Genomic DNA, 20258 nt, shown 5'->3' with positions numbered 1-20258 from the left:
CAAATGTCATAATTATTCTTATAATAAATACAGAGGCTAATATTACAAGTTCATCCATACTTTTTATAGTAACAGTTTTTAATATTTCTGCAGCTAACTTAAAATCTAAAGTTGTAATCATAACATCTGCAAATTCATATTTAATATTGACATCCTTTTTAAAAAATCTTTTTTGAATATAGTGATAAAAGGCTGTGAAAACTCCTAATGTTAATATTAAAATTCCCATCAGTTCAAATAAATGAATAAGTATAGGTAAATATTTATTAAATAATTCTTCCAAAATAACTACACCTCAAATAAATAATATATTTAAATTGCCCTAAAATTAAATATATTATTACAATAAAATAATAAAATATTATAAAAAATAATTTGTTTTAAAATACGATAATGTAGGAAAACTAATTATAAAAAGAAGATATGAAAAAATATTAAAAAGGAGAAAATCATGGAGGTAAATAAATTAAAAGAAATACAAGAAAATTTACTTATTTGCGATAAACCATCAATTTACTTAGAAGAAATAAAAGATTCACTAAAAAATACTCCTTTAGAAGTATTGATAAATCTAGAGAAAATAGAGCAAAATAAGCAATACCATCCTGAAGGTAATGTATGGAATCATTTAAAGCAAGTAGTAGACACTGCATCTAAAATAAAAGATTTTACAAATGATAAAGCAAGTTTTATGTTAGGTGCTTTATTACATGATTTAGGAAAAGGTACAACAACTAAAAAGAATAAACAAGGTAGATTAATATCATATAATCATGATACTGAAGGAGAAAAAATAGCAGATAAGCTATTAACATATTATGATTATAAAGATGAAGAAAAGAAAAAAGTTTTGAACTTAGTAAAATATCATATGCATCATCTTTATATAATTAAAAACTTACCCTTTGCTAAAACAAATGAATTAGTAAAGGAAGTAGATTTAAATGATATGATTTTAATGTTTGTAAGTGATAGATTAGGAAGGGGGCAGGTTAAAAAAGAAAAAAAGTTAAATGAAATTGAAGATATTGAAAAAGTTATAAAAATATTAGAAGAAAATTATGGTTTAGATTTAAATGAAATAAAAGAAAAAATCCAAAAAATAAAAAAAATTATATAAAATTATAATTTACATATATTCACTTATGAATATAGTTGAAAATACCATCATATTATTAAGATATAACAATATGGAGGTGTTTTCGATGAATATAATAGGTAAATTAAATTTAAATAAAAAGGAAAATAAATTTTTTTATTTAATGGTTTTTATATTTTTCTGTGTAGGAATAGCCTTAGGTACATATATAGTAAAGTATATGAATGCAAATGATGCTAGTGATCTTACAAGCTATTTTTCTACATTTACAGAAAGTATTGTTAAGGAACCAGTTAATAGTAAGGTTTTATTATTAAATGTTCTTAAGAAAAATTTGATACTTATAACAATAATAATAGCATTATCATTTACTATATTTGGTACGCCAATAATTTTACTTGTAGATCTTGTTAAAGGGTTTACATTAGGATATACTTTCAGTTTTTTGATTTCAACTTTTGAAGGAAAAGGATTATGGCTCGCTTTAGCCTCCACAATACCACAGAATATTATTTATATTCCTTGTTTTATTGCATTAAGTATAGTTGGAATTGAATTTTCTTCAACAAAACTTAAAGAAAGGTTCTTTAATAAAGGTAAAGTAAATACAATAGTAGAGAGAGAACTAATTTTAAAGATAGGGGTATTTGCATGTGTATTTATTATCGGTACTTTTATTGAAGCATATATTTGTCCAAATATCATTAAATTCGTAGTAACAAATGTTTATAAAGTTGTTTAATAAATAGATAATTATAAAAGGAAATTAAAAGCAAGTGTCGAATAATAATAAATAAGGTGGGAATGGGGAGAATTATGAAAGAAATAGTAAATGAATATAGGGAGTCATTACTTGAAAGTCATAAAAGTGATAATACTGTTTATGCTTATGTAACGGATGTTAATTTGTATATTAAATATCTAAATAGTAAAGATATATATTTAGATGAAACTGATAATGTAACAGTTAAAAATTATATAGATCATCTTTTAGAAGAAGGAAAATCTGAAAGGTCTATAAGTAGAATTGTTATTAGTTTAAGAAGTTTTTATAATTATTTAAAGGATCAAAAAATAATTAGAGATATACCAAAGATATATTATAAGAGTACGGACCAATCTAAAAAACTTCCAGAAATATTAACTGTTGAAGAAGTAGATAAGATAATTAAGATAGTTGATAAAGATTGTAATAAGGGCATAAGAGACAATGCTTTATTAGAGTTAATGTATGCAACTGGTATGAAAGTTTCTGAAATAATAAATCTATCAGTAGAGGATGTAAACCTTGATTTACTCTATGTTAGATGTCATGATAATAAAAATTATGAAAGACTTATACCAATAGGTAGAAGTGCAGAAGCTGCATTAAAGGAATATTTATCTATAAGAGATATAATTGCTTCAGCTGGAGTACCAAATTTATTTGTAAATTTAAATGGTAATCAATTAACTAGGCAAGGTGTTTGGAGAATAGTAAAAGAGTATTCTCATAAAGCTGGAATAAATAAAGATGTTAATTTAAATACCTTTAGACATTCTTTTGCTGTACATTTATTACAAAATGGAGCAAATGTAAGAGCAGTTCAAAAGCTTTTAGGAAATCAAGTATTAACTTATATGGATACTTACTATGAGATAATAAATAATGATAAAATAAACTTAGTTTATAAGAACTCCCATCCAAGAGCTTAAGGGCTTTGAAAAGGGGCTTTGTATACGAAAGGAGAAAACAATATGAAAAGAGCTATATTAATAGTATTAGATAGTGTTGGAGTTGGAGAATTAAAAGATGCCAAAAGTTATGGTGATGAAGGAAGTCATACATTAGACAATGTATATAAAACATGCAACGGTCTTGAAATAAATGAATTAGAGAAATTAGGAATAGGTAATATAGAAGGTGTAAATGGTCCTAAAAAATGTGATAATGCAATAGGAGCATTTGGTAGATGTGAAGAAGCATCTAAAGGAAAAGATACAGTAACAGGACATTGGGAGATAAGTGGAGTTATACTTGAAGAACCTTTAAATACTTATCCACAAGGATTTTCTGATGATATAATAAATGAATTTAAGAAAAGAGCAAATGTTGAAGGGATATTAGGTAATATAGTAGCTTCAGGAACTCAAATAATTGAAGATCTAGGAGAAGAACATGTAAAAACTGGATATCCTATTATATATACTTCTGCAGATAGCGTATTCCAAATTGCTGCACATGAGGATGTTATTCCAGTTGAAAAGCTATATGAAATGTGTGAAATAGCGAGAAATATGCTTGTTGATAAGTGGGCAGTAGGAAGAGTTATTGCAAGACCTTTCATTGGTGAAGCTCCAAACTTTAAAAGAACTTCTAACAGAAGGGATTATGCATTAGATCCATTTAATAAAACTATGCTTGAATATTTAAAGGATGCAAACTATGAAGTTGCAGCTGTTGGTAAAATAGAAGATATTTATAATAAAAAGGGTATTACAAGTGCAGTTCATACAAAGAGCAATATGGATGGTGTAGATAAGACTTTAGAATATATGGACACTGTAAAAGAAGGGCTTATCTTTACAAATTTAGTTGACTTTGATATGTTGTATGGACATAGAAATGATCCAGCTGGATATGGAAAAGCACTTGAAGATTTTGATAATAGATTACAAGAAATCTATAGTAAAATGGGCGAAGAAGATATCCTTATAATTACAGCAGACCACGGCTGCGACCCAACTACTAGCAGTACAGATCACTCAAGAGAACACATACCAGTTCTTGTATATGGTAAAAATGTTAAAGCAGGTGTTAACATTGGAACAAGAGAAACATTTGCGGATATAGGAAAAACTATATTAGATTTCTTTAATGTACAAAATGAATTAGTAGGTAAAAGTTTCTTGGATGATATAGTAAAGTAGCTAGAGGAGGAAAGACTTATGAGAATGTATGATTTAATTATGAAGAAAAGAAAAGGTGAAGAATTAACAACAGAAGAAATAAACTTTTTTGTTGATGGATTTACTAAAGGGGAAATCCCAGATTATCAAGCATCAGCAATGCTTATGGCAATTTTCTTCAATAAGATGAATAAGAGAGAAACAGCAGATTTAACTAATGCTATGGTTGAGTCTGGAGATAAAATAGATTTAAGTAATATAAAAGGTGTAAAGGTAGATAAGCACTCTACAGGTGGAGTTGGAGATAAAACTTCAATTTGTTTAACTCCTTTAGTAGCATCATTTGGAATTCCAGTTGCAAAAATGTCAGGAAGAGGACTTGGTCATACTGGAGGAACTATTGATAAGCTAGAAACATTTAAAGGATTTTCAGTTGAACTAACAGAAGAACAGTTTATGGAAAATGTAAATAAAATAAATATTGCTATAATGGGACAAAGTGGAAACTTAGTTCCTGCAGATAAAAAATTATATGCATTAAGAGATGTTACTGCAACAGTTGATAATATGTCATTAATTGCATCAAGTATAATGAGTAAGAAATTAGCTTCAGGTGCAGATGCAATAGTTTTAGATGTTAAAGTTGGTGATGGTGCATTTATGAAAACACCAGAAACAGCTAAAGAACTAGCACAAGAAATGGTTGATATAGGAAAACATTTAGGAAGAGAAACTATTGGAGTTATATCTGATATGGATCAACCTTTAGGATATGCTATTGGAAATAGCTTAGAAGTTATAGAAGCTATAGAATTATTAAAAGGCAATGGGCCTAAAGATCTTTTAGAGTTAACATTAACAATTGGTTCAAATATGTTACTTTGTGCTAAGATGGCAGAAAGTGAAGAAGAAGCAAGAAAAATGCTTATGGAAAATATAGAAAATGGAAAAGGTCTAGAAAAGCTTAAGGACTTTGTTAAGGCACAAGGTGGGGATATTAGCCCAATTGATGATTATAGCAAATTCCCTCAAGCAAAATATGTAGAGAAAGTTACTTCACCTGTAGATGGTTATATAACAAAAATTCATGCGGAAGCATTTGGTCTTATAGCAATGGAATTAGGAGCAGGTCGTGCAACTAAAGAAAGTGAAATTGATTTAGCTGTAGGAATTGTTTTAAATAAGAAAAGAGGCGAAAAGGTTAATAAAGGAGATGTTCTAGCATACATACATTCAAATAATGAGGATAAAATTGAAAAGGCTAGAAAAAGCATCTTAGAAAATATAGTTATTGAAGATAGCTATGATTTAAATATACCATTAATATATGATATAGTAAGATAGTTTTATTAAATGATTTTATGCTGAAGTTAGAATTATTGGAGGGGATTCCGGTAATCTAAATAAGTTTTATAATAATGTAATGTTTATAAAATATGATAAAAAGAATGTTAAATTCTTTTTATCATATTTTTATTTTTTTAGGAAATAATAAGCTTAAAAGGAGGAGAACAAATGAAAAAGAAAATATTTAACAAAATCTCTATTATTCTTTTATGTTTATTATGTTTAAATACAGTTATTCCAATTGCTGCAGTTAAGGAAACTTCAGAGGAAGAATATCCAAATGATGTTTATACTGCATGTTTAGAGGAAGGAATGAATGTAGATGCAAAATCTGCATTACTTATTGAGCCTATAAGTGGAGCAGTATTGTATGAAAAGAATCCAGACGAAAAATTTGCACCAGCATCTGTTACAAAGATAATGACAATGTTACTTGCAATGGAAGCTGTAGATAGTGGAAAAATAAGTTTGGATGACAAGATTATTTGTAGTGAAAATGCAAAGAAAATGGGTGGAAGCACTATGCTTCTTGATGTTGGTGAAGTTAGAACAGTAGAAGAAATACTAAAAGGTATAGCTATTGCATCAGGAAATGATGCTGCTGTTGCTATGGCAGAATTTTTAAGCGGTTCAACAGATGAGTTTGTAAAGGCTATGAATGAACGTGCTAAAGAATTAGGTATGACAAATACAACATTTAAAAATTGTAATGGCTTGCCAGAGGAAGGACATGTAACAACTGCAAGAGATATTTCTATAATGTCATTAGAGTTACTAAAACATCCTACAATATTAAAATATAGTGGTACATATATGGAAACTATATCTGAAGGAAGAAAAAGTCCAATAGAGCTAGTAAATCATAATAAATTAGTTCGTTTCTTTGATGGATGTGATGGATTAAAAACTGGATTTACACAAGAAGCTAAATATTGTATAAGTGCTACAGCAGTTAGGAATAATGTTAGAATGCTTGCAGTAATAATGGGAGCTCCAACATACAAAGTTAGAAACCGTGATGCAAGTATGCTTATGAACTATGGATTCTCTAAATATGAAGGAAAGAAATTATTTAACAAAGATGATGATGTAGAAACTGTTTATTTAGGAAAGAGTAATGATAGATTCTTTATAGCAAAAGCAAAGGATGATTTAATCATTGTCACTTTAAAAGGTAGCGATGGAGAACCAATAAACAAAATAGTATTAGATGAAATGAAAGATAGCTACACAGAAGGTGAAGTTATAGGAAAATGTGAAGTATATCTAGATGATCAAAAGGTTGGAGAAGTTGAGCTATACTGTGATAGAGATGTTGAAAAGGGTGGATTCATAGATAACTTAAAGGATAATATGAAAAATTTATTTAAAAAAGGTGTTTAAAGAAAATTAACATATTTAAAGAGATTAAAACATTTATATAATGGATTAATCTCTTTTTTTATATTAAAATGGAAGGGGGAAGGTGAGTATTTTGAATAAAAAAATAATATGCGTCATTATTATGTTAGGATTATTAACTGGTTGTTCAAGTAATAATAACAATAATGTAAATAGCAATGATAATACAAATAATGAAGTTGTAGAAGTTGAAAGTGTAGTAGAAGAGCCTAAAGTATATACACAATTTACTGCACTTGGAAAAATATATAAATCTAGTAAAGATATAAATATGCTAAATGATGGAGATTTAATATATCATGATTATGGAGATATTCCATATGTTGAAGGTGAATATAAAGAAGTAGATTTTGGATTAAATTTATTAACAGAATATTTAGCTAAAAATCAAGGTGTATATGATTTTATTGTAAGTGAGTGGGATAGTACAAGTGATGACGTTGAACTCATTTCAGGGGAAGAAAAAGAAAGAATTATGGAAAATGTACAATTTTTAGGAGAGCAATTTGCAGTAGGTACAGATGATCCTATTTACTTTAAAATAGATAAAGTGATTTTACAAGAAAAATTGGAGGATCAAGTAACATTAGAGTTTAGAGGATATTTATCAGCTACTAATGGAAACTTTAGACCATTAGGAACATTTACTGTTACAGTATATACAAAAGAAGATAAATTATATGGGGCAATATTATAAGAGCTATAAAAAAATAGCTCATTTTTTCTATTAATATACAGTTAAAAATTATATATAATAAAAAATAATGGATTTCGTTTTGAATTAAATAATGATAAAATATATTTGTATAAATAATGGTAATGAATTTAGGAGGAGTATATATGTCAATATTAAAAAGATTTACTGACATAATGTCATCTAACATTAATGCTTTATTAGATAAGGCGGAAGATCCGGTGAAAATGATAGATCAATTAATGAGGAATTTAAATGATGATTTAAATAAGGTTAAAGCAGAAACTGCATCTATTATGGCAGAAGAAACTAGAGCAAAAAGAGAAGTTGATGAATGTCAAAGTGATGTAAACAAGATGTTAGATTATGCAAAAAGAGCTGTAGAGGCAGGAAATGATGATGATGCAAGACAATTTTTATCTAAAAAGGCATCATTAACAGAAAAATTAACAGCACTTAATACTAAATATGAAGCAGCAAAAGCTAACTCCGAAAAGATGAAGCAAATGTATAATAAGTTAAATATGCAAATAGAAGAGCTTAATGAAAGAAGAAGTACTATTAAAGCAAAAATGGCAACAGCAAAAATGCAAGAAAGAATAAATAAAATGGGTTCTTCAATTAATAATTCTGCTTCAAGTATAGATTCCTTTAGTAGAATGGAAGAAAAGGCTAATAGAATGTTAGATGAAGCTAATGCAATGGCTGAATTAAATTCAAAACCAACAGATAGCATAGATGATTTAATGAATAAATATAATACTAACAATTCTTCAGTAGAAGATGAGTTAGCGGCATTAAAGAGTGCTAATAGTAGTGCAATTGAAGATGAATTAGCTAAATTAAAAGAAAACAAATAATAAAACAGTGCTATCAAAATAGCAGGAGGAAGAGTAATGGGTTTATTTAGTAACCAGTTTTTAGATGTAATTGAATGGAATGAAACTAGAAATGACGTTATTTTTTGGAAATGGAAAAATAACGAAATAAAGAAGAATAGTAGATTAATTATAAGACCAGGTCAAGATGCTATATTTATGCATAATGGAAAGGTTGAAGGTGTTTTTACTGAAGAGGGTAATTACGAAATTGAAACAGAAATAATTCCATTTTTATCAACATTAAAGGGATTTAAGTTTGGTTTTAAATCAGGGCTTAAGGCTGAGGTTTTATTTATAAATACTAAAGAGTTTTTAGTAAAGTGGGGTACTAAAAGTCCAATTAATATTCAAGCTCCAGGAATGCCAGGAGGAATTCCAATAAGAGCTTTTGGTTCATTTAATGTTAAAATAAGTGACCATATGGTTTTAATTGATAAAATTGCAGGAATCAAAAGTCAATTTACTGTAGATGATGTAAAACAAAGAGCTTTAGCTGTAGTTGATCAGCTTTTAATGAAGTGGATTGTTAAAGAAGGAAAGGATATGTTTAATTTACAAGCAAACTCCTTTGAAATAGCAAAAGGTATAAAAACAGATTTAGATATGGAAATGATTAAGATAGGTCTAACTGTAACAACATTAAATATTGAAAACTTTAGCTATCCTGATTCAGTACAAAATATGATTAATAAAAATGCTGCTTATGGAATGGTTGGTAATATAGGTCATTATCAAAATGTAGCTATGACTGAAGCTATGGAGAAAAATCCTAATAGCAGTATGGCTAGTATGGCTCAAGCTGGTATGGGAATGCAAATGGGAATGCAAATGATGAATGAAATGAAGAAAAATATGACATCAAGTCCATCAGTAAATAATAATAAGAATACTTGTAAAAATTGTGGTGAAAGCTTAAGTGAAGGAGCAAAATTCTGTAGTAATTGCGGAACAAAGGTTATAACTATTGAAAATACAGAAAAGAAAAATAAATTCTGTAGTGAATGCGGTGCAACAATTGCAAGTGATTCAAAATTCTGTGGTGAATGTGGTGCAAAGGTTAAATAAAGAAGTATTTTAATAGCTATTATAAGAAATACTATTAATTATAATATAGCTTTATTTAAATTTAGGAGATACAAATGATTATAAGTAAAGAGTTTTATAATAGAAGTGCTCTAGATGTTGCACAAGATTTACTTGGGAAAGTACTAGTTAGAGAAGTTGATGGGAAAGTTTTAAAAGGAAAGATAGTTGAAACAGAAGCTTATATAGGAGCAATAGATAAAGCTTGCCATGCATATAATGGGCGTAGAACTAAGCGTACAGAAATATTATATGAAGATGCAGGGGTTTCATATATTTATTTTATATATGGATTATATCATTGCTTTAATGTTGTTACTAATAAAAAGGATGTGGCTGAAGCTGTTTTAATTCGAGCTATTGAACCAATTAATGAACTAGATTATATTTCAAATATTAGGTATAATAAGAAATATGATAAACTTACAAAAGCTCAATCAAAAAATTTAACCAATGGTCCATCAAAGTTATGTTTAGCGTATTTACTAAATAAGGATTTAAATGCAGTGAAGCTTTATGAAAAGGGAGCTGTATATATTACTGATGATAATAATGAAACTTTTGAAATTGTTGAAAGTAAGAGAATAGGAATAGATTATGCTGAAGAGGCAAAAGATTTCTTATGGAGATTTTATATAAAAGATAATATATATGTTTCAAAAAAATAATTAGTTTATAAATTAAAATTTATATAAAGTTTAATAGAAGAGGGAGAGAGTACAAATGAGAGTAGCATTAATTGCACATGATAAGAAAAAAGATGAAATGGTTAATTTTGCAAAAGCAAATGAAGAAAGGTTATCTAAATTAGAACTTTATGCAACAGGAACTACTGGTTTAAGAATAATGGAAAACACTAATTTAGAGATTCATAGATTAAAAAGTGGTCCACTTGGTGGGGATCAACAAATAGGAGCATTAGTTTCAGAACAAAAGTTAGATTTAGTTATATTCTTAAGAGATCCATTAACATCACAACCACATGAACCAGATGTTAATGCATTACTAAGATTATGTGATGTATATGCAATACCACTTGCAACCAATGTTTCTACAGCTCAATTAGTTTTAGATGCTTTACACAAATAAGAATAATGAAATAAAATTAAAAAGGAGTTGCTAAATAGCAGCTCCTTTTTATTGTATAACGTTCACAGGAGAGTGATACGTTTACAATATTATTATATGTATAAAATAGATCTAATATTCAACATTCCTTAGGAAATAAAACTTGCATAAATATTAAATATAAATCATAGAATTTTTTGAGAACAATAATAAGGGAAAGTAATAAGTTATGAGTGTTAAAGTAGAGATTTTTTCAGGGTTTCTTGGAGCTGGGAAAACACAATTAATTAAAAAGCTTATAGAAGAAGGATATTATAAAGAGAAAATTGCCATCATTGAAAATGAATTTGGTGAAGTAAGTATTGATAGTGCAGTTTTAAAAAGAACAAATACTTTAGTAAAAGAGATAAATGCAGGATGTATTTGTTGTCAAGTTACTGGAGATTTCAAAGAATCAATATTAGATGTTGTGGAGAATTGCAATGTAGACAGATTATTAGTTGAACCAACAGGAGTTGCAAAATTAAGTGACATAAAAAAAGTATTTACTGAAAAAGAATTAAAGGGTATAGCAGAAGTAGAGAAAGCTATAACTGTAGTAGATGCAGAAAAATTTGATTTGTACTTAACTAACTTTAAGAATTTTTTTCTTAACCAAATAAAAAATGCAGATATTATAATTTTAAGTAGAACTCAAAATATTAGTAATGAAGAAGTGAGAAGATTAGAAATTGAAATCAATAAATTAAATTCTAGGGCAATAATAATGGGAAGACAATGGGATAATACAAAATCAGAGGAGTTAATTCCAAAGGTATTTCTGTCTAAGGATAAAGTTAATGTAAAAGAAAAAGTTAATTTTAGAAAGAGCAATCTTAATATTGGAAATATTAAAAAAGAAAAAAGTGAAGACAATTTATTTGAAAGCTTTGCTTTAAAAATAGACAGAGATGTATCTAGAGAAGAATTACTAAGTAAGTTTAATTTTATAAAAAATAGTTTTGAATTTGGTGAAATAATTAGAGCAAAGGGGATTGTTAATACTAAAAATGGTAAAGAACAATTTGATTACACCTTATCTGAAATAAATATGCAAAAGATAGCGTATAGAGGAGAAACTGTTATTTCATTTATAGGAACTAACTTAAATAAAGAGAAAATTAAGAAGTTTTTCTTATAAGTAAAAGTTTAAATTTTAATTAGTTAAGAAGGTAGAGATATGAAGGTTGGCATAGATGTAGTTACTGGATTTTTAGGGGCTGGTAAGTCAGCCTTTATTAATTCGTTAATAAATAAAACTATTGCAGATAAAGAAAAAATAGTTGTTGTTACTTGTGAAAGTGGAAAGACTCAAATAAATGAGTTTAATGAAAATGGACAAAGTGTAAAACATATTAGTTTTATGGGGGATAGTTTAGGACTTAACAATGAAATTTATGAAATAGTAAAAAAATATAAACCCCATAGAATAATTATAGAATATAACGGAACTGATACATTAGAGAATTTGTACAAGTGTGTATTTGATAATGAAACAGGGAAACTGATAAAGCTTTCTACTATTTATTTTGTTTGTGATGGAAGAAACATTGAATTTTATGTTATGAATATGGGAGAAATATTATTACCATTTATACAAAATAGTGATGTAATTGTAATTAATAATTATAATATAGAAAAAAGTTTAGAGTTGGAAAAAGGTATTAAACTATTGGAGAGTTTGAATCATAAGGCACAAATAATAAAAGCAGAAAGCAATAATGGTTTTAATTTAGCATTAGAAAATAGTAAGTTATTAGAAGAAAAGTTAGTAAGAAATATGAGGGTAAAATTAATAGAGTATATGAGAAAGTAAGATAGCGGGTGAGAAAGTGAGTATAAGTAAATTTGAATCATGGATGTGGAGTTACCTAGGGATTATTGTTGAAGCATTACCGTTTCTACTAATAGGAGCAGTATTATCAGCTTTAATTCAAATTTACGTATCAGATGAAGTAATAAAAAAAATAATTCCTAAAAATAGTATCATAGCATATTTTATAGCAGCTATATCAGGAATACTTTTTCCTGTATGTGAATGTGCAATAGTTCCAATTACAAGAAGTTTAATAAAAAAAGGATTACCAATAGGAGTTGGAATAACATTTATGTTATCAGTTCCTATAGTTAATCCTGTTGTAATTATGTCTACATATTATGCATTTCCTAATGATATTAATATTGTTATATATAGAACTATAGGTGGAGTAATAGGAGCTTTAATAGTTGGAATGATTGTTGGATTCATTTATGATAAAAAGAAAAATACAGAAGTTTTAAAAAGTGAAGAGGTTGCTCTTTACTGTGATTGTTGTACTTTTAGTAATAATTATTATATTTCATTAAAAGGAAAAATCAAAAATTTAGTTTTAAATGCCTCTAATGAGTTTTTAAATATTAGTGTTTATTTCATTTTTGGTGCACTTCTTTCAAGTATTTTTGTAGTATTTCTTCAAGACAGTTTAATTAATAATATGACATCAGGAAAGATAGTTGGAATAGGAATAATGATGATATTAGGATTTTTATTATCTTTATGTTCAGAAGCAGATGCCTTTGTTGCAAAAGGATTTATGGACAATTTTGGAGTGGCAGGAGTGATAGCATTTTTGATATTAGGACCAATGATGGATTTAAAGAATTTAATATTATCTTTTGTTTTTTTTAAAAAGAGGTTTGTATTACAATTACTTTTAATAATTTGCATAGTTGTATTTGGAATATGTCTAGCAGTAGTATAATTTAAAAAATTTGGATGATTAAGTTTTTGTTTTTAACTAATATAAGAGGTGTGTATGAAGAAATTTAATATTGATGAGTTAATATGGTTTATTATATTAATATTATTAGACTTATCTATAGTATTTTTAATAAGAAGTGGAAATATAACTAACTTTGTAAGTAGTGATATGATTATTTATTTCTATTTGAGCATAATAATATTAAGTGTTTTTACTGTATTTCAATTTGGAAGAATTTTTACAATAAAAAGGAGAGTAGAAACTACAAATAAATTTATTCCTTTAACATTTACATTATGTATTGGAGTAATATTATTATACCTTTTCCCATTGTTAAAAGGAAATGAAGATATAAATGAGAATTTATTACTTAAAAATCATACTGATGCAATAATTATAAATAGTGAAAATTATGATATATTAAATAAAATTGAAGAACATAGAGATGAATATGAAGGAAAAAATATATTATTTTTAGGATATATTGATAAAGATGAAAATAGTTCAGATTTTAAGATTATAACTAGACAAATGATAAAATGTTGTCAAGCTGATAAGGAAAAGCTACAAATAAAAGTAAAGGGTATAGAATCTAATTTAGAAGAAGGGCAATGGATTAATATTTATGGTAAGATATGTTTTGATAATGATTTTTACGTTTTAGTAGAGGATTACACACTACAAGATGAGCCTAAAGATATATATTTTCATGAGCATCTTTAAGGCTTGTTCTTTTAAAAGAAAATTGTTATTATATAAGTTATGAAACCCTTAAAAGTAGCATAATAAAAACACAAAGGCGGGATGAATTAATGGAATTGCCAAAGATTAAAGTGGCAGATTTTGAAGGACCTTTTGATTTATTATTACATCTTATAAAGAAGAATAAGATGGATATATATAATGTAGAAATATATAAAGTTACAAATCAATATTTAGAGTATCTTAATACAAGAAAAGTTATGGATCTTGAGATAACATCAGAATTTATTGTTGTTGCAGCTACATTAATAGAGATAAAATCAAAAAATCTTCTTCCTAAGATAAAAGTAGAAGAGGAAGAAAATGAAGAAGATATTGAAAAGAGATTAATGGAAAAATTAATTGAGTATAAGAAGATAAAATCAGTATCTGAATTCTTTAAAGAGCGATATATAAATCAAGGCGATGTTTATAGTAAGAAGCCAGAAATAATTGAGGAAGTTAAAAGTGAACCAGTTAATAATGTTGACATATTTAAGAATATAACATTATTAGATTTGTATAATATTTATAATAAAATATTAGAAAATTATAGAGAAAAGCAAAATAAATTTAATGTAGTACAAAAGAAAATATACGTAGATAAGTATAAAGTTGAAGATAAAATGAACGAGCTCTTAGAGAGAGTTAATTGCAATAAAGTAATTGAATTCGAAGACTTAATGAAAGAAAGCTCTTGTAAACTTGAAACTGTAGTTACATTTTTAGCACTGCTTGAGCTTATAAAAATAAGAACTATTAACGTTTATCAAGATGAGAGTTTCGGAAATATACTTATCAAGAGGAGGAGAGATAGTGAGTAACATTGATGTTAAGCAGTATGAATTTAAAGAGCTATCTAGAAAAGCCAATATAAAATCAGCTATAGAATCAATGCTATTTGTAAGTGGGGAACCTTTATCATTAAGGGATTTAAGTAATAATTTAGAGATTAAAGATAAGGTTGTTGAAGAAATAATCAAAGAAATGATGAGTGAATATGAAGAAGAAAGTAGAGGAATTAGGTTAATAAGCATAAATGGAGCTTATCAACTAGTTACTAAAAGTGAAAATTCAGATTATATTCAAAAGTTATTAAAGAAGAATAAAAGACATTCACTTTCACAAGCATCTATAGAAAGTTTAGCAATTATAGCATATAAGCAACCAATCACACGTATTGATATAGATGAAATAAGAGGTGTTAAGTCAGAATCAGCTATTCAAAAGCTTGTTGAAAAGGGACTGATAAAGGATATAGGAAGATTAGAAGTTCCAGGTAGACCTATACTTTATGGAACTACAGATGAATTTTTAAGACAATTTGGATTAGAAACATTAAAAGAGTTGCCATCGCTTGATTTATATAGTGATGAAGAGGCTAAAAGTTCTATGGATGTTTTAAATCAAGCTCTTAAAGAGATGAATTCTGAAGATGTTAATGATGAAATAAAAGATGAAAATAATGAAAATTATATAAATGATGCAGAAGTCGCATCAGATAAAGAAGTATAAAAAATATAGCTACTGAATAATTTTCAGTAGCTATATTTTTTTATAATATATCGTTATTATCGATGTTATCGACTTTTTTATCAGTAAAGAATCCCTTTACCATCTCAAGAACTTGTGGGATAGAATCAACTAGTCTATCAACACTGTTATCATAATCAACAGGTTGTAATCTTACCATTCCATCCTTAACAATTAAAAAAGCAATTGGTTTAACACTAACTCCAGCACCAGATCCACCACCAAAAGGATATTTTTCATCTTCTCTTCTTAATGAAGTATGATTACCAAACTCACTTCCTCCAGATGCAAAACCAAAAGAAACTTTAGAAATTGGAACGATTGAAGTACCATCGCTAGTTTCTACAACATCTCCAATTACAGTATTAACATCTATCATATCACGTAAGTTTTCCATAGTGCTTCTCATTAAGTTTTCTAATTCATGTTTATCAGTCATAATAATCCCTATATTTAGGGAGTCACCTCCTATTTTTACGAATAGATTTATAAATAATAAAGAATATATAAATAATTTGAGCTAAATTAAAGGTAATTATACTACTTATTGTAAACTCAAATAGTATTTCATCTTTAAATATTGGCTTAAAATCATTCTTTAATAATTTGACTTTAAATAATATAGAAAAAATATAAAGTAAAATTGGGTTAATATTATAAAATAAACCCAAACATATAGCAGTTCTGCTTGCATCTCCTAGAGAGTAAATAGTATCAGTAGAAAACTTTATTGATGGTTTGAATTTATTTCTTTTTAGATCAACATAAAGAGTTTTTATAAGTTGTTTTAAATTTAATTTTTTTTCCTTAGAATCAACATCTATATTATCTTTAGGTTTCGAATTATTTGTTTTTGGTTCTTTTATAGTTTTCTCTCTTTTTTCTTTTTTATCTAAAATTTTTTTTAGTATACCACCATCATTAGATATTATATTAATATTATAAAATTTTACGTAATACCTATCTTTAGAATAATGAAGCTTAAACTTTAAAGGGATAGGTATAAATAGAATTAATATTAAAACAACAATAATTATAAAAAAAAGCATAATTAACCTCCCCTAGCTTTTTATAGTATTGCCACAAAAATAAAATATAAATCATAAAAATTTATTATTTAGGTTTAAAATTTTTATAAATGAAAATACTACATGTGTAAGGAGAAAATAGGAGTGATACTAATGATGAAATTTAAAATTATAGGAATAACTTTGAGTTTATTTTTAATAATTTCTCAATTATTAAATAATTGTGTATATGCTCAATGTTTTGACGATGAAGATGATAATGAAATAGCGATACTTGAAGATGATGAAATAGATGATGTAGATATGAACAATATACTAAATAGTATTAGAGTCTCAGCAAGAAACGCAATAGCGTTAGATAGCAAAACAAAGCAAGTTTTATTTGAACAAAATGCTGACGAAATAGTACCAATGGCCAGCACAACAAAAATCCTTACAGCTTTAGTTGCAATAACTCATGGAGACTTAGATAGAGAAGTTACTATAAGTAAAAATGCAGCATCTATTAGAGGGTCAAAAGTAGGATATGTAGCAGGAGAAAAAATAAGATTAAGAGAGTTGCTATACGGATTGATGTATAAATCAGGTAATGATGCAGCTATAGCAATTGCTGAAGATATAGGAGGAAGTATTGAAGGTTTTTCTAAGATAATGAATGATTATGCTATTAGCTTAGGATTAATAAATTCACACTTTGAAAGTCCTCATGGATTAGATAGTCCTAAACATTATACATGTGCATATGATTTAGCTCTTTTAACTACAAAAGCTATGGAAAGTGATTTGTTTTGTCAAATTTGTGGAACAAAAAGCATAACTAGAGATACTTCAAATTTTACAAGAGATTATAATAATATAAACAAGATTTTATACAAAATTCCAGAAGCAAATGGAGTTAAAACAGGATATACAGGTCAAGCAGGAAAATGCTTAGTATCTTCAGTGAAACATGAAGGAAGAAATATAATTATAGTTGTCTTAAATTGTAGTGATAGATGGAATGTTACAGAAAAGATATATAAATATGTTGCAGATAACTATTGTTTTAAGAATGACAATATAAAGGATATTACAAAATCATCAGAATTTATTAGCTTAGGAAGTGTTATTGAAGATTGTGATTTTGAATATGGATTTAAAGGTGAAGGCGCTATAGAAGTAGAAGTTTTCAACACAATAAATAAAAATTCTGGAGATATAATTGGAAAAGTAGCCTTAAATAATCAGGGAGAAGAGTTATTAAAAAAGGCATTGATTTGTGATAAGGACATAACAGAAAATGAGTTTGAAGAAATAGTTAATAAAGGAAGCACTAATTATTAGTGCTTTTTTCTTTTATTGTATAAATTTATATTATAAAATATAAATATATAAGTTATAATGATAAAGTAGTTTTAAATAATATTATATAAAAAATATAGCTATAGGATAAAGTGGAGGAGAATGTTAAAATGAAAAATAAAGTACAAAATATAGAGGCATTAGCACAAACTAAATTTTTAAGTCTTTATAATGCTAATTATATTAATAAAGGTGGAAATAAAAAGACTTGGACTATTGCTACTAGAAAAAGTAAAGAAGTATTAGAGGATCAATTCTTTAATGGGAAGGAGGATAAAGTTGATGCAGTTGTTATATTAGCTTATCATAAGGAAGAAAAGAAATTAGTTGCAATAAGACAATTTAGAATTCCTTTAAACAATTATGTTTATGAATTACCAGCGGGTTTAATAGATAATAATGATGATATTATATCAACAGTAAAAAGAGAGTTAAAGGAAGAAACAGGATTAGATTTAGAAGAAGTTATAGAAAATAAAATGGGACAAAAATTATATTTATCACCAGGAATGACAGATGAATCAGTTTCTTTAGTTTATTGTACATGTTCTGGGAAAATATCTGACGAAAATTTAGAAGAAGATGAGGATATAGAAACAATGTTATTATCTAAAGAAGATGCTATAAAAATACTAAATAGTGGTGAAAGATGTGATATAAAATTCTTTATGGCCTTACAAAGTTTTGTTCAAATGGGAGAGGAGATTTTTAAGTAATATTTCAATAATTTGTTAAAAATGTTAAAATAAAATTAACAAAATAAAAAAAATACAATGCAATATTTACTAAATAACGAATTCATGATATATTTATAGAAACCTAGAAAATAATAGAAGAATTCGCCTTTATTTTCATAGAAAATAAAAGGTGAAAAATTTATTCTTAAGAAAAGTTATGAAAGAACAATGGGGGGAAAAACATGAAGAAAAACGAATATGGATTGTTTACAGCCATAACTATGATAGTTGGTATAGTTATAGGATCTGGGATATTCTTTAAAAGCGATAATATATTAGTCGCTACTGGGGGAAGTATTGCTTTAGGAGTATTAGTATTTTGCATAGCGGCTATTGCAATAATATTTGGAAGTTTAACAATATCACAACTTGCATCTAGAAGCTCACAATCAGGAGGAGTAATAGCATATGCTGAAGAAAATTATAATAAATCATTAGCATGTGCATTTGGATGGTTCCAAACATTTTTATATTTTCCTACTTTAATAGCAGTTGTTTCTTGGGTAGCAGGAATATATATATGTATGTTATTTGGGGTAGAAGGTACCTTAGAGATACAAATGTTAATAGGATTTGCTATTATGGCATTCTTATTTATAATAAATACCTTATCTGCAAAGTTAGGTGGATTATTTCAAAATGCTTCTACTATCATAAAATTAGTACCATTAGTTTTAATTGCAATTGCAGGGTTAATTTTTGGTGATGTAAGTAACATTTCATTAAGTCATGTAACATCAATGAAATCAGTTGGATGGATTTCAGCTATAGCACCAATTGCCTTTTCATTTGATGGATGGGTAGTTGCTACATCTATAGGACATGAAATAAAAGATTCAAAAAGAAATTTACCAAAAGCTTTAATAATAGCACCAATATTTATTTTAGCTATGTATGTATTATATTTTGTTGGAATAAGTATTTACATAGGACCAGAAACAATTATGGCTCTTGGTGATGCCCATGTTGATTTAGCAGCTAATAGTTTATTAGGGCCATGGGGAGCTAAAATAGTATTAGTGTTTGTAATAATATCTATAATGGGAACAATTAATGGATTAACTTTAGGAATGATAAGATTACCACATTCTTTAGCAAAAAGAAATATGTTCCCTAATTCAGAGGTTGTTTCTAAAGTAAATGAAAAAGTATTAATGCCTGTAAATTCTGCTTTAGTTGCATTTTTAGTATCTTTAGTATGGTTTGGTGTTCATTATATAACAACTAAATTTGGAATTCTTCCAAATTCAGATATATCAGAAATATCAATTACAATGAGTTATACTTTATATATTATTTTATACGTTAAGGTATTCCAACTAGGTAGAAATGGTGAAATAAAAGGAATTTGGAATTCTAAAATAAATCCAATATTAGCTATAATAGGATCATTAATAATTTTATTTGGTAGTATGGGTAATCAGTTATTCTGGGTATATGCAGGATTCTGTTTATTAGTAATAATATCAGCGATATTATTCTGGAAAAGCAAAGAAAGAGTAGTTAGCGGAAAATTAGCTGAAGATTAAAAATATATTTTAGTCACAACATATATAAGATAGGAAACTATTTTATATATGTTGTGACTTTTTATATGTATATATTATATTCAATAGCTGAATAATTGTTTATTAAA

Annotated in this window: 23 protein-coding genes; 20 read left to right on the top strand and 3 right to left on the bottom strand. The window is 27.0% G+C overall.

Features of this window, described 5'->3' with window-relative positions; genetic code table 11:
* The coding region (locus EJJ37_RS15130; protein ID WP_338032277.1) for a DUF1622 domain-containing protein at positions 1-283 on the bottom strand (283 nt) is incomplete at its 3' end.
* 168 nt (positions 284-451) lie between these two features.
* On the opposite strand from EJJ37_RS15130, the gene EJJ37_RS15125 reads away from it, so the two are divergent.
* The 17 genes from EJJ37_RS15125 (at position 452) to scpB (ending at position 15498) form a co-directional block, all read left to right on the top strand.
* Entirely contained in the window at positions 452-1120 is a 669-nt protein-coding gene (locus EJJ37_RS15125; RefSeq protein WP_133016357.1) for an HD domain-containing protein, read from the top strand.
* 85 nt (positions 1121-1205) lie between these two features.
* Positions 1206-1841, top strand: a complete 636-nt coding sequence (gene spoIIM, locus EJJ37_RS15120; RefSeq protein WP_133016356.1) for a stage II sporulation protein M — start codon at positions 1206-1208, stop codon at positions 1839-1841.
* A gap of 74 nt (positions 1842-1915) precedes the next feature.
* Positions 1916-2794: a tyrosine-type recombinase/integrase gene (locus EJJ37_RS15115; RefSeq protein ID WP_133016355.1), complete on the top strand. Its 879-nt coding sequence runs from the start codon at positions 1916-1918 to the stop codon at positions 2792-2794.
* 42 nt (positions 2795-2836) lie between these two features.
* Entirely contained in the window at positions 2837-4009 is a 1173-nt protein-coding gene (locus tag EJJ37_RS15110) for a phosphopentomutase (protein ID WP_133016354.1), read from the top strand.
* Between the two features lie 18 nt (positions 4010-4027).
* Positions 4028-5332, top strand: a complete 1305-nt coding sequence (locus tag EJJ37_RS15105; protein WP_133016353.1) for a pyrimidine-nucleoside phosphorylase — start codon at positions 4028-4030, stop codon at positions 5330-5332.
* 171 nt (positions 5333-5503) lie between these two features.
* Positions 5504-6718 (top strand): D-alanyl-D-alanine carboxypeptidase family protein, encoded by a 1215-nt coding sequence (locus EJJ37_RS15100; RefSeq protein ID WP_133016352.1) that lies wholly within the window; start codon positions 5504-5506, stop codon positions 6716-6718.
* A 91-nt stretch (positions 6719-6809) separates the two neighbouring features.
* Entirely contained in the window at positions 6810-7433 is a 624-nt protein-coding gene (locus EJJ37_RS15095) for a hypothetical protein (protein ID WP_133016351.1), read from the top strand.
* A 143-nt stretch (positions 7434-7576) separates the two neighbouring features.
* Positions 7577-8290 (top strand): PspA/IM30 family protein, encoded by a 714-nt coding sequence (locus EJJ37_RS15090; RefSeq protein ID WP_133016350.1) that lies wholly within the window; start codon positions 7577-7579, stop codon positions 8288-8290.
* Positions 8291-8326: 36 nt separating this feature from the next.
* Positions 8327-9376: an SPFH domain-containing protein gene (locus EJJ37_RS15085; RefSeq protein WP_133016349.1), complete on the top strand. Its 1050-nt coding sequence runs from the start codon at positions 8327-8329 to the stop codon at positions 9374-9376.
* Between the two features lie 74 nt (positions 9377-9450).
* The gene (locus EJJ37_RS15080) at positions 9451-10062 is read left to right on the top strand and encodes a DNA-3-methyladenine glycosylase (protein ID WP_133016348.1); all 612 of its coding nucleotides are present in this window, start codon (positions 9451-9453) and stop codon (positions 10060-10062) included.
* A 55-nt stretch (positions 10063-10117) separates the two neighbouring features.
* Entirely contained in the window at positions 10118-10483 is a 366-nt protein-coding gene (locus EJJ37_RS15075) for a methylglyoxal synthase (RefSeq protein WP_133016347.1), read from the top strand.
* A 208-nt stretch (positions 10484-10691) separates the two neighbouring features.
* Entirely contained in the window at positions 10692-11642 is a 951-nt protein-coding gene (locus EJJ37_RS15070; RefSeq protein ID WP_133016346.1) for a CobW family GTP-binding protein, read from the top strand.
* Positions 11643-11681: 39 nt separating this feature from the next.
* Positions 11682-12317 (top strand): GTP-binding protein, encoded by a 636-nt coding sequence (locus tag EJJ37_RS15065; protein ID WP_133016345.1) that lies wholly within the window; start codon positions 11682-11684, stop codon positions 12315-12317.
* Between the two features lie 16 nt (positions 12318-12333).
* A complete protein-coding gene (locus EJJ37_RS15060) occupies positions 12334-13242 on the top strand; it encodes a permease (protein ID WP_133016344.1) in 909 nt (302 codons plus the stop codon).
* Positions 13243-13296: 54 nt separating this feature from the next.
* On the top strand, positions 13297-13965 hold the full coding sequence (locus EJJ37_RS15055) for a TIGR03943 family putative permease subunit (protein ID WP_133016343.1): 669 nt from the start codon (positions 13297-13299) through the stop codon (positions 13963-13965).
* An 89-nt stretch (positions 13966-14054) separates the two neighbouring features.
* Entirely contained in the window at positions 14055-14807 is a 753-nt protein-coding gene (locus EJJ37_RS15050; RefSeq protein ID WP_133016342.1) for a segregation/condensation protein A, read from the top strand.
* Positions 14758-15498 carry an SMC-Scp complex subunit ScpB gene (gene scpB, locus EJJ37_RS15045; RefSeq protein ID WP_133016341.1) on the top strand — a complete coding sequence of 247 codons (741 nt, stop codon included), beginning with the start codon at positions 14758-14760 and terminating at the stop codon, positions 15496-15498. Before EJJ37_RS15050 ends, scpB begins: the two co-directional genes overlap by 50 nt.
* Before the next feature lie 40 nt (positions 15499-15538).
* Here the strand turns inward: scpB and ytfJ are convergent, their stop codons facing one another.
* Entirely contained in the window at positions 15539-15955 is a 417-nt protein-coding gene (gene ytfJ / locus EJJ37_RS15040; RefSeq protein ID WP_133016340.1) for a GerW family sporulation protein, read from the bottom strand.
* Between the two features lie 22 nt (positions 15956-15977).
* A complete protein-coding gene (locus EJJ37_RS15035; protein WP_133016339.1) occupies positions 15978-16565 on the bottom strand; it encodes a DUF2953 domain-containing protein in 588 nt (195 codons plus the stop codon).
* Between the two features lie 135 nt (positions 16566-16700).
* Between EJJ37_RS15035 and EJJ37_RS15030 the strand changes: the two genes are divergently transcribed.
* The 3 genes from EJJ37_RS15030 to EJJ37_RS15020 all read left to right on the top strand — a co-directional run bounded on the left by EJJ37_RS15030 (position 16701) and on the right by EJJ37_RS15020 (position 20151).
* Complete coding sequence (locus EJJ37_RS15030; protein ID WP_133016362.1) at positions 16701-17867, top strand: D-alanyl-D-alanine carboxypeptidase family protein; 1167 nt, start codon at positions 16701-16703, stop codon at positions 17865-17867.
* 128 nt (positions 17868-17995) lie between these two features.
* Positions 17996-18601 (top strand): NUDIX hydrolase, encoded by a 606-nt coding sequence (locus EJJ37_RS15025; RefSeq protein WP_133016338.1) that lies wholly within the window; start codon positions 17996-17998, stop codon positions 18599-18601.
* Between the two features lie 203 nt (positions 18602-18804).
* On the top strand, positions 18805-20151 hold the full coding sequence (locus EJJ37_RS15020) for an APC family permease (protein WP_133016337.1): 1347 nt from the start codon (positions 18805-18807) through the stop codon (positions 20149-20151).
* The last annotated feature ends 107 nt before the right edge of the window (positions 20152-20258 follow it).

The sequence above is a fragment of the Clostridium cuniculi genome, from assembly GCF_004353185.1.
GTDB lineage: Bacteria > Bacillota > Clostridia > Clostridiales > Clostridiaceae > Clostridium > Clostridium cuniculi.
The sequence above is the reverse complement of the archived record's forward strand: the minus strand, read 5'-3'. Positions and strand labels throughout refer to the sequence as shown.

What these genes read in the sequence shown, in the direction of transcription:
- ytfJ (WP_133016340.1), bottom strand. Translation starts at nt 15,955, where the DNA reads ATGACTGATAAACATGAATTAGAAAACTTAATGAGAAGCACTATGGAA.
- EJJ37_RS15020 (WP_133016337.1), top strand. Translation starts at nt 18,805, where the DNA reads ATGAAGAAAAACGAATATGGATTGTTTACAGCCATAACTATGATAGTT.
- EJJ37_RS15070 (WP_133016346.1), top strand. Translation starts at nt 10,692, where the DNA reads ATGAGTGTTAAAGTAGAGATTTTTTCAGGGTTTCTTGGAGCTGGGAAA.
- EJJ37_RS15035 (WP_133016339.1), bottom strand. Translation starts at nt 16,565, where the DNA reads ATGCTTTTTTTTATAATTATTGTTGTTTTAATATTAATTCTATTTATA.
- spoIIM (WP_133016356.1), top strand. Translation starts at nt 1,206, where the DNA reads ATGAATATAATAGGTAAATTAAATTTAAATAAAAAGGAAAATAAATTT.
- EJJ37_RS15100 (WP_133016352.1), top strand. Translation starts at nt 5,504, where the DNA reads ATGAAAAAGAAAATATTTAACAAAATCTCTATTATTCTTTTATGTTTA.
- EJJ37_RS15075 (WP_133016347.1), top strand. Translation starts at nt 10,118, where the DNA reads ATGAGAGTAGCATTAATTGCACATGATAAGAAAAAAGATGAAATGGTT.
- EJJ37_RS15085 (WP_133016349.1), top strand. Translation starts at nt 8,327, where the DNA reads ATGGGTTTATTTAGTAACCAGTTTTTAGATGTAATTGAATGGAATGAA.
- EJJ37_RS15080 (WP_133016348.1), top strand. Translation starts at nt 9,451, where the DNA reads ATGATTATAAGTAAAGAGTTTTATAATAGAAGTGCTCTAGATGTTGCA.
- EJJ37_RS15090 (WP_133016350.1), top strand. Translation starts at nt 7,577, where the DNA reads ATGTCAATATTAAAAAGATTTACTGACATAATGTCATCTAACATTAAT.
- EJJ37_RS15055 (WP_133016343.1), top strand. Translation starts at nt 13,297, where the DNA reads ATGAAGAAATTTAATATTGATGAGTTAATATGGTTTATTATATTAATA.
- EJJ37_RS15065 (WP_133016345.1), top strand. Translation starts at nt 11,682, where the DNA reads ATGAAGGTTGGCATAGATGTAGTTACTGGATTTTTAGGGGCTGGTAAG.
- EJJ37_RS15105 (WP_133016353.1), top strand. Translation starts at nt 4,028, where the DNA reads ATGAGAATGTATGATTTAATTATGAAGAAAAGAAAAGGTGAAGAATTA.
- EJJ37_RS15110 (WP_133016354.1), top strand. Translation starts at nt 2,837, where the DNA reads ATGAAAAGAGCTATATTAATAGTATTAGATAGTGTTGGAGTTGGAGAA.
- EJJ37_RS15025 (WP_133016338.1), top strand. Translation starts at nt 17,996, where the DNA reads ATGAAAAATAAAGTACAAAATATAGAGGCATTAGCACAAACTAAATTT.
- EJJ37_RS15050 (WP_133016342.1), top strand. Translation starts at nt 14,055, where the DNA reads ATGGAATTGCCAAAGATTAAAGTGGCAGATTTTGAAGGACCTTTTGAT.
- EJJ37_RS15115 (WP_133016355.1), top strand. Translation starts at nt 1,916, where the DNA reads ATGAAAGAAATAGTAAATGAATATAGGGAGTCATTACTTGAAAGTCAT.
- EJJ37_RS15030 (WP_133016362.1), top strand. Translation starts at nt 16,701, where the DNA reads ATGAAATTTAAAATTATAGGAATAACTTTGAGTTTATTTTTAATAATT.
- EJJ37_RS15125 (WP_133016357.1), top strand. Translation starts at nt 452, where the DNA reads ATGGAGGTAAATAAATTAAAAGAAATACAAGAAAATTTACTTATTTGC.
- scpB (WP_133016341.1), top strand. Translation starts at nt 14,758, where the DNA reads ATGAGAGTTTCGGAAATATACTTATCAAGAGGAGGAGAGATAGTGAGT.